The 14,797-nt window shown below is 68.2% G+C and carries 12 protein-coding genes; 7 read left to right on the forward strand and 5 right to left on the reverse strand.

All coding sequences use genetic code 11. The features are described 5' to 3' along the window. Positions 1-62: 62 nt before the first annotated feature. Both trpB and ACYVLQ_RS01080 read left to right on the forward strand, forming a co-directional pair. Positions 63-1,331 carry a tryptophan synthase subunit beta gene (trpB, locus tag ACYVLQ_RS01075; RefSeq protein ID WP_460695437.1) on the forward strand — a complete coding sequence of 423 codons (1,269 nt, stop codon included), beginning with the start codon at positions 63-65 and terminating at the stop codon, positions 1,329-1,331. A 30-nt stretch (positions 1,332-1,361) separates the two neighbouring features. Next, the gene (locus ACYVLQ_RS01080) at positions 1,362-2,432 is read left to right on the forward strand and encodes a threonine aldolase family protein (protein WP_460695438.1); all 1,071 of its coding nucleotides are present in this window, start codon (positions 1,362-1,364) and stop codon (positions 2,430-2,432) included. An 8-nt stretch (positions 2,433-2,440) separates the two neighbouring features. On the opposite strand, the gene ACYVLQ_RS01085 is transcribed toward ACYVLQ_RS01080, so the two are convergent. Further along, positions 2,441-3,199 (reverse strand): maleylpyruvate isomerase N-terminal domain-containing protein, encoded by a 759-nt coding sequence (locus tag ACYVLQ_RS01085; RefSeq protein ID WP_460695439.1) that lies wholly within the window; start codon positions 3,197-3,199, stop codon positions 2,441-2,443. 227 nt (positions 3,200-3,426) lie between these two features. On the opposite strand from ACYVLQ_RS01085, the gene ACYVLQ_RS01090 reads away from it, so the two are divergent. The 4 genes from ACYVLQ_RS01090 (at position 3,427) to ACYVLQ_RS01105 (ending at position 7,910) form a co-directional block, all read left to right on the forward strand. Then, positions 3,427-4,641 carry an oxygenase MpaB family protein gene (locus ACYVLQ_RS01090; protein WP_460695440.1) on the forward strand — a complete coding sequence of 405 codons (1,215 nt, stop codon included), beginning with the start codon at positions 3,427-3,429 and terminating at the stop codon, positions 4,639-4,641. A 302-nt stretch (positions 4,642-4,943) separates the two neighbouring features. Continuing rightward, positions 4,944-5,717, forward strand: coding sequence for a DUF6319 family protein (locus tag ACYVLQ_RS01095; RefSeq protein WP_460695441.1), 774 nt, complete (start codon positions 4,944-4,946; stop codon positions 5,715-5,717). A gap of 190 nt (positions 5,718-5,907) precedes the next feature. Further along, positions 5,908-7,650 (forward strand): sodium:solute symporter family protein, encoded by a 1,743-nt coding sequence (locus ACYVLQ_RS01100; RefSeq protein WP_460695442.1) that lies wholly within the window; start codon positions 5,908-5,910, stop codon positions 7,648-7,650. 11 nt (positions 7,651-7,661) lie between these two features. Then, entirely contained in the window at positions 7,662-7,910 is a 249-nt protein-coding gene (locus ACYVLQ_RS01105) for a hypothetical protein (RefSeq protein WP_460695443.1), read from the forward strand. A 272-nt stretch (positions 7,911-8,182) separates the two neighbouring features. Here ACYVLQ_RS01105 and ACYVLQ_RS01110 read toward each other — a convergent pair whose 3' ends face one another. The 4 genes from ACYVLQ_RS01110 to ACYVLQ_RS01125 form a co-directional block, all read right to left on the reverse strand. Continuing rightward, on the reverse strand, positions 8,183-9,667 hold the full coding sequence (locus ACYVLQ_RS01110; protein WP_460695444.1) for a PepSY-associated TM helix domain-containing protein: 1,485 nt from the start codon (positions 9,665-9,667) through the stop codon (positions 8,183-8,185). A 219-nt stretch (positions 9,668-9,886) separates the two neighbouring features. Further along, complete coding sequence (locus tag ACYVLQ_RS01115) at positions 9,887-10,471, reverse strand: hypothetical protein (RefSeq protein WP_460695445.1); 585 nt, start codon at positions 10,469-10,471, stop codon at positions 9,887-9,889. Positions 10,472-10,530: 59 nt separating this feature from the next. Beyond that, positions 10,531-12,186 carry an acyl-CoA synthetase gene (locus ACYVLQ_RS01120; RefSeq protein WP_460695446.1) on the reverse strand — a complete coding sequence of 552 codons (1,656 nt, stop codon included), beginning with the start codon at positions 12,184-12,186 and terminating at the stop codon, positions 10,531-10,533. 146 nt (positions 12,187-12,332) lie between these two features. Then, positions 12,333-13,952 (reverse strand): acyl-CoA synthetase, encoded by a 1,620-nt coding sequence (locus ACYVLQ_RS01125; protein ID WP_460695602.1) that lies wholly within the window; start codon positions 13,950-13,952, stop codon positions 12,333-12,335. 203 nt (positions 13,953-14,155) lie between these two features. Between ACYVLQ_RS01125 and ACYVLQ_RS01130 the strand changes: the two genes are divergently transcribed. Then, positions 14,156-14,797: a hypothetical protein gene (locus ACYVLQ_RS01130; RefSeq protein ID WP_460695447.1), complete on the forward strand. Its 642-nt coding sequence runs from the start codon at positions 14,156-14,158 to the stop codon at positions 14,795-14,797.

Genomic DNA, 14,797 nt, shown 5'->3' on the forward strand with positions numbered 1-14,797 from the left:
CCGCTTGCCCGAGTAAGACAGGATGCACATGTGAGTCCGGTGAGTGAAACGCGTTGGTACTGATGGTTATTGATTACGGCTTGGCCGGCGGTGTCTACGACTCCGCGGTTTTCCCGGATGAGCAGGGCAGATTCGGTAGATTCGGTGGCCGGTACGTGCCCGAGGGACTGATGGCCGCGCTGACCCAACTCGACCTGGCGTACCGGCAGGCGCAGGCCGACCCGCGATTCACCCACGAGCTCGGGGAGTTGCTGCGCGACCGCGTCGGCCGCCCGACGCTGCTGCACAGCGCGCCCCGCCTCGCGGAATCGCTTGCGGTGCCGGGCGTTCGGGTCTACCTGAAGCGCGAGGACATGGCGCACACGGGCGCCCACAAGATCAACAGTGCGCTGGGGCAGGTGCTGCTGGCGCGGCGGATGGGCAAGTCCCGGATCGTCGCGGAGACGGGCGCGGGTCAGCACGGCGTCGCGGTGGCGACGGTGTGCGCGATGCTGGATATGTCGTGCACGATCTACATGGGCGCGCACGACATGCGACGGCAGTCCTCCAATGTCGTGCGAATGCACCTGCTGGGGGCGGAGGTCCGGGCGGTGCACACCGGTCGGCGCCGGCTCAAGGACGCGGTCAGCGAATCGGTCCGGGACTGGGTGACCAATGTCGACACCACCCATTACGCGTTCGGCACGGCGGCGGGACCCGCGCCGTATCCGCGGATCGTCCGGGACTTCCAGACGGTGATCGGGTACGAGGCCCGGGCGCAGGTGCTGAAATCCGAAGGGCGGCTGCCGGATTACGTGGTCGCGTGCGTGGGCGGCGGCAGCAATGCCATCGGCATGTTCCATCCCTTCCTCGATGATCCGCAGGTGCGCTTGATCGGCGTGGAGGCGGCGGGCCACGGGACCGAGACAGGCTGGCACGCGGCAACATTGAGCTCCGGTACGCCCGGTGAGATCGACGGCGCGTTCAGCTACATGCTGCAGGACGAGGACGGCCAGATCGCGCGAACACACAGCATCGCGGCGGGTTTGGACTATCCGGGTGTCGGGCCGGAACTCAGCCACCTCAAGGACACCGGCCGCGTCGCCTACCGCACGGCCACCGACGACGCCGCGCTGCGCGGGATGCGCGCCCTCACGCGCAGCGAGGGCATCATCGCCGCGCTCGAATCCGCCCACACCGTCGGATATCTGCTGGAGCTGGCCGATCGCGGTGAACTGCCGCCCGATTCGGTGGTGCTGCTGTGCCTGTCGGGTCGCGGCGACAAGGATCTCGACATCGCGGCGCAGCGGCTGGGCTGTCGCTCCCGGGCCGCGTTACCGTGGGGCGGGTGAGCAGATTCTCCGAGGTGAGGTGATGAATCGGTGACGGACGCCATTCGCCGGCACGATGCGACCGTGCGCGGCTTCGCCAGCGACAACTGGGCAGGCATCCACCCGGAGGTGCTGGCGGCACTGGCGGTGGCCAACGGCGGTCATCAAAGGTCCTATGGCACCGACGAATACACCACCGCGCTGCGGCAGCTCTTCATCCGTCATTTCGGCGAGCAGGCCCGCGTGTTCCCGGTGTGTACCGGCACGGGCGCCAATGTCGTTGCGCTGCAAGCGCTGCTGCCCCGCTGGGGTGCGGTGATCACGGCCGAGTCCGCGCACGTCAACTCCGACGAATGCGGCGCCGCGGAGAAGGTCGCGGGAATCAAGATCTATCCGGTCGCCGCCCCGGACGGCAAGCTCACCCCGGAACTCGTCGACCGGCAGGCCTGGGGGCGAGGTAACGAGCATCGCGCCCAGCCGCTGGCCGTCTCGATCACGCAGACCACCGAGACGGGGACCTGCTATTCGATCGATGAGATCCGCGCGATCTGCGATCACGCACACGATCTGGGCATGCTCGTGCACGTGGACGGCGCCCGGCTGTGCAATGCGGCGGCCGCGCTCGGTGTACCGCTGCGCGCGTTCACCACCGATGTCGGCGTGGACATCCTGTCCTTCGGCGGAACGAAGAACGGCCTGATGCTCGGGGAGGCCGTGGTCGTGCTCTCCCCGGATCGCGTCCACGACCTCGAGTATCTGCGCATGCTGTCCACGCAGCTGGCGTCGAAGATGCGGTTCCTGTCGGTGCAGTTCGAGGCGCTGCTCGGCGGCGATCTGTGGTTGCGCAACGCCGCCCACGCCAACGCCATGGCCGCGCGCCTGGCCGAGACCGTCGGACGCGTCGAGGGGGTCAAGCTCGCGCAGCCGGTGCAGTCCAATGCCGTATTCGCCGTTCTCCCACCGGATGTCACCGCCCGGCTGCAGCGGCGGTTCCCCTTCCATGTCTGGGACGAGGACACCGGCGAGGTGCGGTGGATGTGCGCGTTCGACACCACCGCGGACGATGTGGATACCTTCGCCGCGGCCGTCGAGCAGGAAATGGGCGCTGCGCGGGCCGACTGACCGGCGGCTCAAACCAGTTCGATCGCGTCCAATACCCGCGTGCCGAGTTCGGCGTCGCCGGTCACGGCTACCGCGCAGGTTCGCCAGGGCAGTCGGTGGGTGCTCCACTGCGGGAATTCCAGTGCGAGCGCGGCGATGTGGGCCGCCGCGCCGGCGGCGGGGGCCGGGCGCACCCGGATCCGGCCGCCCCGCGGGTCGATGCGCCAGGTGCCCCCGCCCGGCCCGGTGAGGGTGAGTGCGACCGGCGCCTCGAGCCAGCTCAGGGGCTGGCGATGGGAACGCTCCAGCAGGGTCGTCAGCCAGGTCAGCACCGCGGCCATCCGCCGGGGATCGGTGGGCGGGACCGGCCGGTCGAGTGCGGTCGCGATGTCGTGGCGCAGGTGCGTATGCCAGTCGAATACGAGCATCGCGGGCACGAGATCCAAGGGGTACCAACCCAATTCGCCCACGGGCAGGCGAACTCCGCCGAGCCCGGGCGCGGTCAGCAAGGTCAGGGCCGCGCAGCCGCGTCCCGTCCAGGCGGTGAGGTCGCGCAGCACGTGTTTCGTTGTGTGGGAGCGCCTCTCGTCGACCAGCCGCTCGTTGAGTCGCTCGATGTCCCGGGTCGTCATCAGCGCGAGGGCCGTCGGCGTCACCAGCGCCCGGGCGGTGGCGGTGAGATGGAGGAACACGTCGGCGACCGACCAGCCCGGCGCCGCACTCGGCGCGGCCAGGTCGGCCTCGCTCAGATCCGCGCAGAAAGCCCAGCAGCGCCTGTCGTTCGTCACGCAGCGCGGGCATATGCGACGCACTCATCGGCCTGGTCCGGAGCGCCCCGGCGTCCGGCGCACGATCGCCGGTCCTACCACCGAACTCCTCATGAAAACCGCAGACTACCGGCTGTGCGGGCGCTGTGCACGGCTGGGAACCCTTGACGCAATGAGAGAAAAGTAAGTACATTGTTTCACGAGACGTTTCCGCGTTGTCCCTGGCGTCAGCTCGAAGGAGAGCAGCGATGAGCCCGACTGTGCCGCGCCGGCATCCCGACACACCGCGCAAGGTCCCGGGGCTGCGCCCGTTCGCGCTGCTGATGGGTATCGGCAAACCGTCTCCGGAGCAGTGGCGCGAGCTCGGGGAATCGCTGCTGGTCGCCGACGAGCCCATGGACCGGGTCGTCGACTGGATGTACGCCGAGAGCAGCGACCGCACGCGCCCGCTGTTCGAACGCGCCCTGCGCGAGGGCATCGCGAGCGTGCCGAACGCGCCGGAACCGTTGCGGGAGTTCTTCGTTCGCTACGAGGCCGTTCCGGAATGGGTGGATTGGGACAAGATCCGGCGGGCGGAGCAGGTGTTCCGGGCGGGCGGCACCGACGGCCTGTACATCGCCCGCGACGTCTCGCTGCTCGGCGGCTACCTGGCATCCGGATTCAACAAGACCCTGATACGCACGGGCGCGCTGGAGAAGGGCCCGGCCAAGCGTTTCGCCGAGACCCTGCAGTGGGCGCTCGACGTCACCTCCGACGGCGGCATGCGGCCGCTGGGCGCCGGATACCGTTCCACGATCCACGTCCGGCTCATCCACGCGTTCGTGCGGCGGCACGTGGCGGCCATGCCGGACTGGGACGCCGAGGAGTGGGGCGTGCCGATCAATCAGACCGATATGGCGGCCACGCTCGTCGGCGCGCTGATCGCCCCGATGGTCGGGGCCATGCCGATGGGCATCGTGCCGACTCCGGCCGACGCCGACGCCGCCGCGCACCTCACCCGGTACGTCGGCTGGCTGATCGGGGTTCGGGAGGAGTGGCTGCCCAACGGATTCCGCGATGCGGTGCGCGTGCTCTACCACTGCATGTGCGCGATCACCAATCCGGACGAGACCACGGCGCAACTGGCGTTGCCGATGGGTGACGAACCGCTCGGCTGGCACTTCCACAATCTGCCCGCACTGCGCGGCCGCATCGCCCGGGCGCAGCATCTGTCGATCGCGAGCACGTTCCTCGGCCCGAGGGCCATGCGCAGCCTCGGCCTCCCGGCGTACATGCCACCCTGGTACCCGCTGCTGCGGATCCCGGTGAACCTCACCAGAAGTGCCGCGGCCCAGCTGCCCGGCGGGCCCGGACGCGCCGCCGCCCGGGGCCGCCGCGAGCAGGAGGCGTTCCTGCGGCGGCTGGTCGGCGAGCAGAACGCGGTGATCGGCGAGTCGGCGAAGCATGTGAGCCACGCGGCCTGAGTGGGGGCCGGACCGTCTCCCGTCGCTGATTGTTGCTGTCCGGATGCGCAAAGGCGGTTCGCGGCCCTTGCTCGGCCGTGCTTCCGTCGCGGGCAATCTCGCCAACTGTCACCGCGCAGCGCAGCGAACGCATACGATTCTCGCGGTCGGTCGAGATCGGCGGGCCGGGCGGGAACCTGGTTGTAGCTCAAGATTTGCCGGTTCGCGTAGGCTCGCTCGGTGCGGCCGGACGATGTGGACTTGTCGGTGTCATGGGGCATGCTCGTGGCACGCACACGTCCACGAACCGCCCGGAGAGCACCATGTCGTCCCGTCGAACCAAGCCGCAACCTTTGTCCGACATCGAGATTCGGCAGATCGCCGCGGACATCGCGGCCGGTCGGCCGCCGATGGTGTGGTTCACCGCGGCCGCGGTCGGTGTGCCGGAGGGCCGCTCGGGCAAGGTGGTCGCGCTCGGTGATCCCGCCGAGGGCGATTTCCTGCAGGTGCGGCCCACCGGATCCAAGGATGAACTGTCGTTCTCGCCGACCGAGGTGACGCTGACCAAACCGGCCCGGCGCACCGCGGCACCGGCCGCGACGAAGCAGACCGCGAAGAAGACCACGGCTAGAAGGAAGGACACCGCAGTGAGCATGCCGTCGACCGTGAACCCGGCGCCACCGAATCCCGAGCCGGTGAAACCCGCTGTCGCCGAGCAGGGTTCGGCTCCGCAACCGGCGCCCGTCGCCGACAACCCGGCGCCCAAGCCCGCGGCCAAACCCGCACCGGGCCCGGCGAAGCCGCAGAAGAGTGCCGCCGCCCGCAAATCCAAGACGAGCCCGGAGGTGACGGTGACCCTGTCCGGCACCGCCGACGGCGAGTGGACCGTCGAGGTGGTGCACGGCAAGAAGCGCACGCGCGGCCTGTCGGTCCCGGGCGCGACGGTCGCCCAGGCGGCGAAGCTCCTGCATCCCGAGGTGGCCGAGGTGGTCGATTCGGTGCTCGAGTCGGTCCGCAGCAGCCAGCGCGCCAAGGTGGAACAGCTGCAGGCGGAACTCGAACAGGCCCGGCGCGTCCTGGACGATCTGGCCGGTTAGGCCGCGACACCTGATCCGCCCTCGGTTTCGTCGCCGCGGCTATGGCGGCGGCGAAACCGGCGGGCCGTTCGATGCTCTCGAGACACAGCATGACGGGTCGGACAAAACTACCCCTGTGAGCGCTAACAAGACGCTAGTATCCGGGTTCGGCCGGTTGGTCATCCGATGACCCCATCGACAGGAGAGCTTTATGCCGCCCGCTGCTGAGCCGCCAGGCGTGTTCGATTCGGTGCTCGCGGGGGATGCCGCACACTCGGTTCTGGCCGAGGGCACCCAGCTACGCCTGGATGCCGCGCCCGTCGACTACGCCCTGGTCGCACTGTATTTCGTCTTCGTTCTCGGCATCGGGCTGCTGGCGCGGCAGCGGGTGTCGTCGAGTATCGACTTTTTCCTGTCCGGGCGTTCGCTACCGGCCTGGGTCACCGGCCTGGCCTTCATCTCCGCCAATCTCGGCGCGGTGGAGATCATGGGCATGTCGGCCAACGGCGCGCAGTATGGCATGCCGACCATGCACTACTTCTGGATCGGCGCGGTGCCCGCCATGCTGTTCCTCGGCGTGGTGATGATGCCGTTCTACTACGGCTCCAAGGTGCGCAGCGTGCCCGAGTTCATGCGCCGCCGCTTCGGCACCGGGGCACACCTCGTGAACGCTCTCAGTTTCGCGATCGCCCAGGTGCTCATCGCCGGGGTGAACCTGTATCTGCTGGGTTCGATCCTGAACGTGCTGCTGGGCTGGCCGCTGTGGGTGTCGGTGATCGTCGCCGCGGTGATCGTGCTGTCCTACATCACCCTCGGCGGATTGTCGGCGGCGATCTACAACGAGGTGTTGCAGTTCTTCGTCATCGTGGCCGCCCTGCTGCCGCTGACCCTGGTCGGCCTCAACCGCGTCGGCGGCTGGGGCGGGCTGGTGGACAAGGTGAGCGCGACGCCGGGCGGCGCGGAACAGATCCATTCCTGGCCGGGCAACGAGCTCAGCGGATTCGGCAACAACATCATGTCGGTGTTCGGCATCGTGTTCGGCCTGGGCTTCGTACTGTCGTTCGGCTACTGGACCACCAACTTCGTCGAGGTACAGCGCGCGCTGGCGACGCATTCGATCTCCGCCGCCCGCCGCACCCCGATCATCGGCGCCTACCCGAAGATGTTCATTCCGTTCATCGTCGTGATCCCCGGCATGATCAGCGCGGTGCTGGTGCCGCAGGTGGTCGAGTACAAGGCGACCGGGCAGGGCGATGTCACCTACAACCAGGCCCTGCTGTATCTGATGAAGGCCGTCCTGCCCAACGGTCTGCTCGGCGTCGCGCTGGCGGGTCTGCTGGCGGCGTTCATGGCCGGTATGGCGGCCAACATCTCCGCGTTCAACACGGTGTTCAGCTACGACCTGTGGCAGCAGTACGTGGTCAAGGAGAAACCGGACGGCTACTACCTGACCGTCGGGCGGCTGGCCACGGTGGGCGCCACCGTCATCGCGATCTTCACCGCGTTCATCGCCGGGAACTTCTCGAACATGATGGACTACCTGCAGACGCTGTTCAGCTTCTTCAACGCGCCGCTGTTCGCGACGTTCATCCTCGGCATGTTCTGGAAGCGGATGACACCGACGGCCGGTTGGGTCGGCCTGGTGTTCGGAACGCTGTCCGCGGTGGTGGTTTTCATCCTGCACCAGACCGAGGTGTTCCACCTGTCCGGCCAGGGGTCCAGCTTCCTCGCCGCCGGTGTGGCGTTTGTGGTGGACATCGTGCTGAGCGTGATCGTCACCCAGGTGACGGCTCCCAAACCGGCCGCGGAGCTGGTGGGCCTGGTCTACTCGGAGACGCCGAAGGCCCAGCTGAACGATCCGGACGCGGCCTCGCTGCCGTGGTACCAGCGCCCCGTGCTGCTGGCCGGTATCGCCCTGGCGATCGTGATCGTGCTCAATATCCTCGTCGGATAAGGAAGTGACCAATGCTTTTCGACATTCGCACCATCGTCGGCGCGCTGCTCGGTCTCTACGGCGTCATCCTGGTGGTCACCGGCCTGGTGAGCCACAGCGACGAGGACCTCGCACGCTCCGGCGGCTGGAACACCAACCTGTGGGCCGGGATCGCCATGATCGTCGTCGCCCTCGTCTTCCTCGCCTGGGTCTGGTTGCGCCCGGTCAAGGAGCTGGTCCACAAGACCGAGGCCGACACGACCCCCGAGGCCACCGAGTAACCGGCTCGGCGTACACCGTGCGAGAGCCCGGTCTCCCTACGGGAGACCGGACGATTCACGCGGGCACCAGGTTCCCCTCGCGCCGTCCGATCCGTATGTGGCGCAAGCTCATCCGGTACCGGGCCACCGCTCTCCCGGCCAATTTCGGGAACAGCGGGGAATGGCAGTGAAATTGGGTATTCGGGCCCTCGCCCCCTCATTTCGGCGAAGGCTCGAATCAGGCGGTTACTTTGTGCGGCCGACGTGGTTCCGTCGGCGAAAGTTGTTGTGGCTCAGGCAGTAGCGCGTGCGCGCTGTACCACCCCGACGACGATATCCACCACCAGGAAGCCCAGCAGGCTGATCCCGATCAGCGGCGCGAACCAGCCGATCGCCGCGGCGACCGCGATCAGCGGCACCGTGATGTACAGCGGCGTCCGGCGCAGCGTGCCGCGGCGCGGTGGCTTGCCGACCGCGAAACGCTTGTCCGCCTTGGTGGGACGTCGCCGCCACCACATCAGATAGCCACGCACGATCACCGTGATCAGGCCGATCATCGTCACCAGCAGCAGGAGTTGGTTGGCGAGCCCGAACAGCAGGCCCATGTGCAGTTGGATTCCCCAGTTGGCAAGCTGGGCGATGAACGGCCAGTCGGCGTATCGGAGGGTGGCGGTGACATCGCCGGTGCGGCCGTCGACCGCGACCGTATCCTGCGTGTAGACCCCGGACAGCCGCCGTTCCTGCGCGACGAACGCGGTGCCGTCCTCGGCCGGAACGCTGATCTCCAGCGCCCCTTCCAGGCCGTGTCCGCGCGCGACCGCGTATACCTTGTCGATCTGGGCGACGCGATCCGCAGGGACCGGTGCGCCCATCTGGTGACCGCCGCCGTGTCCGGCATGATCGCCGCCCGCGGAGACCTCCGGACCGGCCGAGCCGGGCAGCTTGGCGCTGACCGTCGGCTTCGTCCAGCTGAGGTCCTCGCGCAGCTTCGCGATGTTCTCGCCCGCATAGGTGGACCAGGTCATGCCGGTGGCGGACAGGAACAACAGCGGCAGCAGGATCCAGACACCCACGGACGCATGCCAATTCATCGTGCGGCTGCGCCCGGTGCGGGAACGATCCGGACGCAGCAGCCAGCCGGGGGACCGGCGTTCGCGCCGCGCCCGCACCCGGCGCACCCACACCACCAGGCCCGCCAGCGCGATGACCCACATCCAGGACGCGGCCACCTCGCTGTAGAGTCGGCCGGGCTCGCCCAGGTGCAGGTTCTTGTGCAGGACGTCGATCCACGTGCGCAGCGGCAGCGCGCTGGAACTGCCGTAGACGACGCTGGCGCCGACCGGTGCGGCGGTCGCCGGGTCGACGAATACCGCGCGTCGCTCGGATTCGCCGAGGGTCGGATCGGTGAAGATCACCCGGGTGGTGTCGCCCGAGTCCTGCGCGGGCATGACCGCGTTCAAGGCCAGATCCGGCTGCCACGCGACCGCGGCGCCGATCTGTTCGGACAGCGGTTTGGCGGGCCCGGCCGAATCCACGTGCAGCAGATCGCGATTCACGATCGACTCCAGCGTGGGGGAGATCGAGTACAGCGCACCGGTGACCGCGGCTATGAGTACGAACGGTGCGACGAAGACACCGGCATAGAAATGCAGCCGCATCGCCAAGGCATACAGGGTGTTTCGCGACCCGGGACGTCTGCCGGGCGATGGTGCACCGGACGGTTCCGGTGGTGGTTGCGACGCCTCCGCGTCCGCAATCGGGGTATCGGTGATACTCAAGGTAGTGCTCCTGTTCGAGGGGCACCCGCACGTGCTGTATTACGGCACGATCATGGAATCGTGACAAGACGTCACCGGCCATACCGATGCGACTCGGTCCCCGGCGTTCGCCGGGACAACGGGCTGAGCCGCCCACGAGCCACGACGAATTCGGCATGGGGCGTGCGCAATACAGTATTTCCCGCACGAAAGTCATTCGTGCGTACGGGTGTTGGAATATCAGGCTCGAACGAGAAGCGGGGGACCGCGGGTGCGGAAGGTATCGGCCGGGAAGAGCCGCAGAATCACGCGGTCGCGGTGGGTGATCCGCAGCAGGGGAGGTCCGGCGATCGCCGGTGACCGGAACAGGCCCGGCAGTACCCGGGCCAGCACCGCGGTGCCGATCCGGTAGGCGGCCGCGGCCGCGTGGATGATCAGGGCCGCGCAGACCGCGGCCGCGATATGGGCGCACAGCATGGCGGGCGACCACATCGACTTGGTGTGATGCATGCCGATCATGCCGTACGACATCACGGTGTGGCCCAGGAGTTGCCCGCCGACCAGCGCGACCGCCAGCCCGGCCAGGGAGTCGCGCAGCGGGCCGATACCGGCGACGAGCGCGCCGACAATCGTGCAGGCGGCCACCAGCAGCACCAATGTGCTGGTCTCGAGCGGCATTCCGCCCGAGGCCCAGCCGTGGGCGGCGATGGCGAGCGCGCCGGAAACCGATCCGGCCGATCCCCCGCGTAGCCGCGCGGTCGCCGCGTGGCGCGTCTGCGCCGCCGCGGCATCGCGGGCCGGGGATCGGCCGGGGTCGAGAATCACGCGCTGATAATACCGGACGATTCCCAGCTAATTCTCAGCTGTCGCAGGGACGCCACGCACTACTCCGCGGGGATCTCCATGTCCACCAGCGGCTTGCGCAGCAGCTTTCCGGTGGCATTGCGAGGCAGCTCATCGAGGAATATCACCTCGCGCGGCACCTTGTACCGAGCCAGGTTCGCCTTGACGTAATCCTTGATCTCCTGGGCGTCGCGCTGGGAATCGGGCCCCGGAACGACGATGGCGCGCAATCGCTTCCCGAACTCCCGATCGTCAACGCCCACCACCGCTGCCTCCAGCACATCGGGCCGGTTGGCGATGAGGTGCTCGACCTCCTGCGGGAAGACGTTCTCGCCGCCGGAGACGATCATGTCGTCGTCGCGGCCGTCGATGAACAGCAGGCCGTGCTCGTCGAAGTGGCCGACGTCGCCGCTGGACATCAGGCCGTCGACGATCTCCTTGGTGCGGCCGTCGGTGTAGGCCTTGAAGGAGTGCGCGTTGTCGATGAAGATCGTGCCGGTCACGTTCGGCTGCGTGATCCGCTTGCGGTTCTCGTCGTAGAGGCCGAGCCGGATGCCGACGGGCGGGCGGCCCGCGGTCGTCGGTGCCTGCCGCAGTTCCTGCGGAGTGGCCACGGTGATCACGGCACATTCGGTGGAGCCGTACACGTTGTAGAGGCTGTTGTTGAAGTAGTCGAGGCTGCGGGTCACCACGTCCGGCGGGATCGCCGAGCCCGCCGCGAATATGACCTGCAGCGAGGACATGTCGTAGCGGGCAAGGATGTCGGCGGGCAGATCGAGCATGCGCTGCAGCATGGTCGGCACCACGACCAGCTCGTCGGCCTTGTACTTCTGGATGTTGGCCAGGGTCTGCTCAGGATCGAAGCGCCGCTGCTGGAAGACGATGCGGTTGCCGAGCGCGAGGCCGATGGTGAACTGCGACAGGCCGGTGGCGTGGAAGATCGGCGCGGCCATCAGGACCGTCCCCTCCCGCGGCATCGGGATGCGGTCGACCAGCTGCGCGGAGATGAACGGGCTGGTCTTGTCGCGCGGGGCGCCCTTCGGGGTGCCGGTGGTGCCGCTGGTGAGGATCACCATGCCGCCCGGTTTGGTCGGCAGCTGCACCGGCTCGGTCGAGCGGTCGGCCATCAGCGTATCGAGGGTGGGCGTTTCCGGGTCGACGCCGTCCTTCTCGTCGACCCAGGTGAGGACGCGCGGAATCGAATCCGGGATGGCGCTCATCAGATCGAGGAACTCGCTGTCGTGCAGCACCAGCTTCACTTTTTCGCGCGCGGTGACATCGGCGAACTGCGGTTTGGCGAAGCCGGTGTTCATCAGTACCGCACGCACGCCCAGTTTGCCGGTCGCCAGCAGCGTCAGGACCAGGCCGCGGTGGTCACGGGCCAGCACCGCCACCACGTCACCCTCGCAGACACCCTGCGCGGCCAGGCCCCGGGCCAGCGCGTTCGACCGCTCGTTGAGCTGGCCGAAGGTCAACTCGCCCAGTTCGTCGACGATGGCCGCGGAGTTCGGGCGGGTCTGGTTGGAATGCATGACGACACCCGCGAACGGGCCGTACTTGTTGATGCTCGTCACCGAGCTGAGCGCGTGATCGGGGCGCAGCGGGTTGAACAAGCCGCGCTTGCGCATCGCATTGACGCTCAGGGCCATATCTCCGGCCTTGCGGAGGGCAGTGCCGACCGACGGAACAGCTGACATGGGTACAACCTTCCGCGGATACCGCCGATGGAGCTGGCGGACCGCAACATCGAGATCCAGTGCGTCGCTAACCCTAGCAAGCACGCCTGGTGGGATGTGGTTCGTGTCTCTGTAACCGACGGTACGCCTATAACTGGACGATTGACCTACTGTGTGACCGGGTAGTCGATCAGCGCGCGCCGCAGCAGCTTGCCGGTGGCGTTGCGGGGAAGATCGTCCAGGAAGACGACGTCGCGCGGCACCTTGTAGCGGGCCAGCGCGCCCTTCACATAGGCCTTGATTTCCTCGCCGTCGAGTGTGACGCCCGGCTCGGGCACGATGAACGCGCGCAGGCGTTTGCCGAATTCGACGTCGTCCACGCCGACGACCGCGGCGTCGAAAATATCGGCTCGTTCCAGCAGCAGGTTCTCGACCTCCTGCGGGAAGACGTTCTCGCCGCCGGAGACGATCATGTCGTCGTCGCGGCCGTCGACGAACAGCAGGCCGTGCTCGTCGAAGTGGCCGACGTCGCCGGAGGACATGTACTCGCCGATCAGCTCCTTGTGCCTGCCGTCGGTGTAGCCCTTGAACGGCGATCCGGAGCGGATGAAGATGCGGCCGGTGACGTGCTTGTCGTGGATGCGGCGGCCGTCGTCATCGAACAGCGCCACCTCGCAGGTGATCGGTGCGCGGCCCGCATTGCCGGGAGCGATCGCCAGATCCCGCGGCTGCGCGACGGTCGCGATGGCGCATTCGGTCGAGCCGTAGAGGTTGTAGAGGACGTGACCGAACGCCTCGGTGGCGCGGACGGTGAGCTCGGGTGACAGCGCCGAGCCGGCCAGCACGATGGACTTCAGCGAGGACAGGTCGTACTTCGCGCGGATGTCCGGGCCGAGCTCGACCATGCGGTGCAGCATCGTCGGCACCGCCACCAGCATGTCCACCTTGTGCTCGGCGATCTTGCGCAGCGTGGTCTCGGCGTCGAAGCGGCGGGTCGTCACGATCGCGTTGCCGAGGCTGCCGCCGACCAGCCAGGTGGCGTGGCCGGTGCTGTGGAAGATGGGGGAGACGATCATCATCGTGCCCTGGCGCGGGAACGGGATGCGGTCGGCCATCTGCACCGTGGCCAGCACCGCGACCTTATCGCGCGGGGCGCCCTTGGGCAGGCCCGTGGTGCCGCTGGTGAGGATGACGAAACCGCCGGGCTTGTCGAGCAGCGGCAGCGGCGTGGTCGGGTTCGCACCGACGAGTTCGTCGACAGTGGTTGCGCCGCTGGGTAATTCGTGCCCCTCGTCGACCCAGGTGAGGATCCGGGGCAGCTCCGGCGGCAGGGCGTCGAGCAGGCCGACGAATTCGCTGTCGTGCAGTACGGCCCTGACGTTCTCGCGCTCGCAGACCTCGGCGAACTGGGGTTTGGCGAAGCCGGTGTTCATCAGCGCGATGCGGGCCCCGGCCTTGGCGGCGCCCACCATCGCCAGCAGCAGGCCGCAGTGGTCGCGGGCCAGGATGCCGACCACGGTCCCCGCGGTGATGCCCATGCCTCGCAGCCCGTGCGCGAGCGCGTTGGACCGCTCGTCGAGTTCCCGATAGGTCAGCGTGGTGCGCTCGTCGATCGCCGCGACCCGGTCGGGCCAGACGCGCGCGGCGTGCCGGACCATGGTGGCCTGCGGCCCCAGCAGCCGCCCCTCCTTGGCCACCCGCAGCGTCTCCAGCGGATTGCGTGGATCGGTGAAACCCCTCTCCCGCAATACGTTCAGGCCGCGAAGAGCCGCCACCGTGTGAACCATCCGGCGCTGTACATCCTGCAGAATCGAAGCCACCTCGACCACCTTCACGCGCCCGGCGTGCGGCACCGCACGCATACCATCCGTGTGTTGTGGAAGGTAACAGCCGGGTGTGACCTGGGATACACAAATACGGCCAATTCGGGCGGGGAGAGGTGCCCGAATCGCGGCGCAACCGATGTGGGGCCGGCGGTAGCATGCTCGGCATGCGTATCGCCGCGTTGACAGCGCTCGTACTCGTGGCGGCCGGGTGTTCGCTCACCACCGACGGCGATCCGCGTCCGGTTCCCGGCGAGCTGTCCGCCGCGGCTCCGGCCGCGGGCGCCGCACTGGATGATGTCGTGGCGTGGGTGCGGGCCGGTCCCGCCGTCGACCCCACGCAGTTCGGTACCGCCACCACCGAGGCGGGTGTGGCCACTGCGTTGAACGGCGATGTGGCGTTCGTCAGCCCGAGCGGAAAGATCCAGTGCACCAGTGCTTTCCAGGATCGGCTGGAGGGGCTGAGCTGCCTGGCGGCTCTGACGAACCCGCCGGGGCGTCCCGACGACAGCCCGGTGGGCAACTGGGTGGGCAACTGGATCGACTACACGGGTTCGAGCCTGACCGTCGGTGGCCTGCACGGCGACCCGGGCCCGTTCCTGCGCGGCAAGGGTGCGGTGCTGCCGTACGGAAGCCGGGTCACGATCAGGGACTACACCTGCCGCACCGATCCCACCGGGCTGTTCTGCGTGCACCCCGCCGCGAAGTCCGGGGTGCGGATGAGCCACGCGGGAGTCGTCCCGTTCGGCTGCCTCCGCGAGCGCGAGGGCAGGCCGAAAGAGACTGTGGGGCAGGGCTTCTACTGCTGA

Source organism: Nocardia thraciensis (assembly GCF_054782435.1).

What these genes read in the sequence shown, in the direction of transcription:
- ACYVLQ_RS01120 (WP_460695446.1), bottom strand. Translation starts at nt 12,186, where the DNA reads ATGTCAGCTGTTCCGTCGGTCGGCACTGCCCTCCGCAAGGCCGGAGAT.
- ACYVLQ_RS01105 (WP_460695443.1), top strand. Translation starts at nt 7,662, where the DNA reads ATGCTTTTCGACATTCGCACCATCGTCGGCGCGCTGCTCGGTCTCTAC.
- ACYVLQ_RS01100 (WP_460695442.1), top strand. Translation starts at nt 5,908, where the DNA reads ATGCCGCCCGCTGCTGAGCCGCCAGGCGTGTTCGATTCGGTGCTCGCG.
- ACYVLQ_RS01095 (WP_460695441.1), top strand. Translation starts at nt 4,944, where the DNA reads ATGTCGTCCCGTCGAACCAAGCCGCAACCTTTGTCCGACATCGAGATT.
- ACYVLQ_RS01125 (WP_460695602.1), bottom strand. Translation starts at nt 13,952, where the DNA reads ATGGTTCACACGGTGGCGGCTCTTCGCGGCCTGAACGTATTGCGGGAG.
- ACYVLQ_RS01090 (WP_460695440.1), top strand. Translation starts at nt 3,427, where the DNA reads ATGAGCCCGACTGTGCCGCGCCGGCATCCCGACACACCGCGCAAGGTC.
- ACYVLQ_RS01130 (WP_460695447.1), top strand. Translation starts at nt 14,156, where the DNA reads ATGCGTATCGCCGCGTTGACAGCGCTCGTACTCGTGGCGGCCGGGTGT.
- trpB (WP_460695437.1), top strand. Translation starts at nt 63, where the DNA reads ATGGTTATTGATTACGGCTTGGCCGGCGGTGTCTACGACTCCGCGGTT.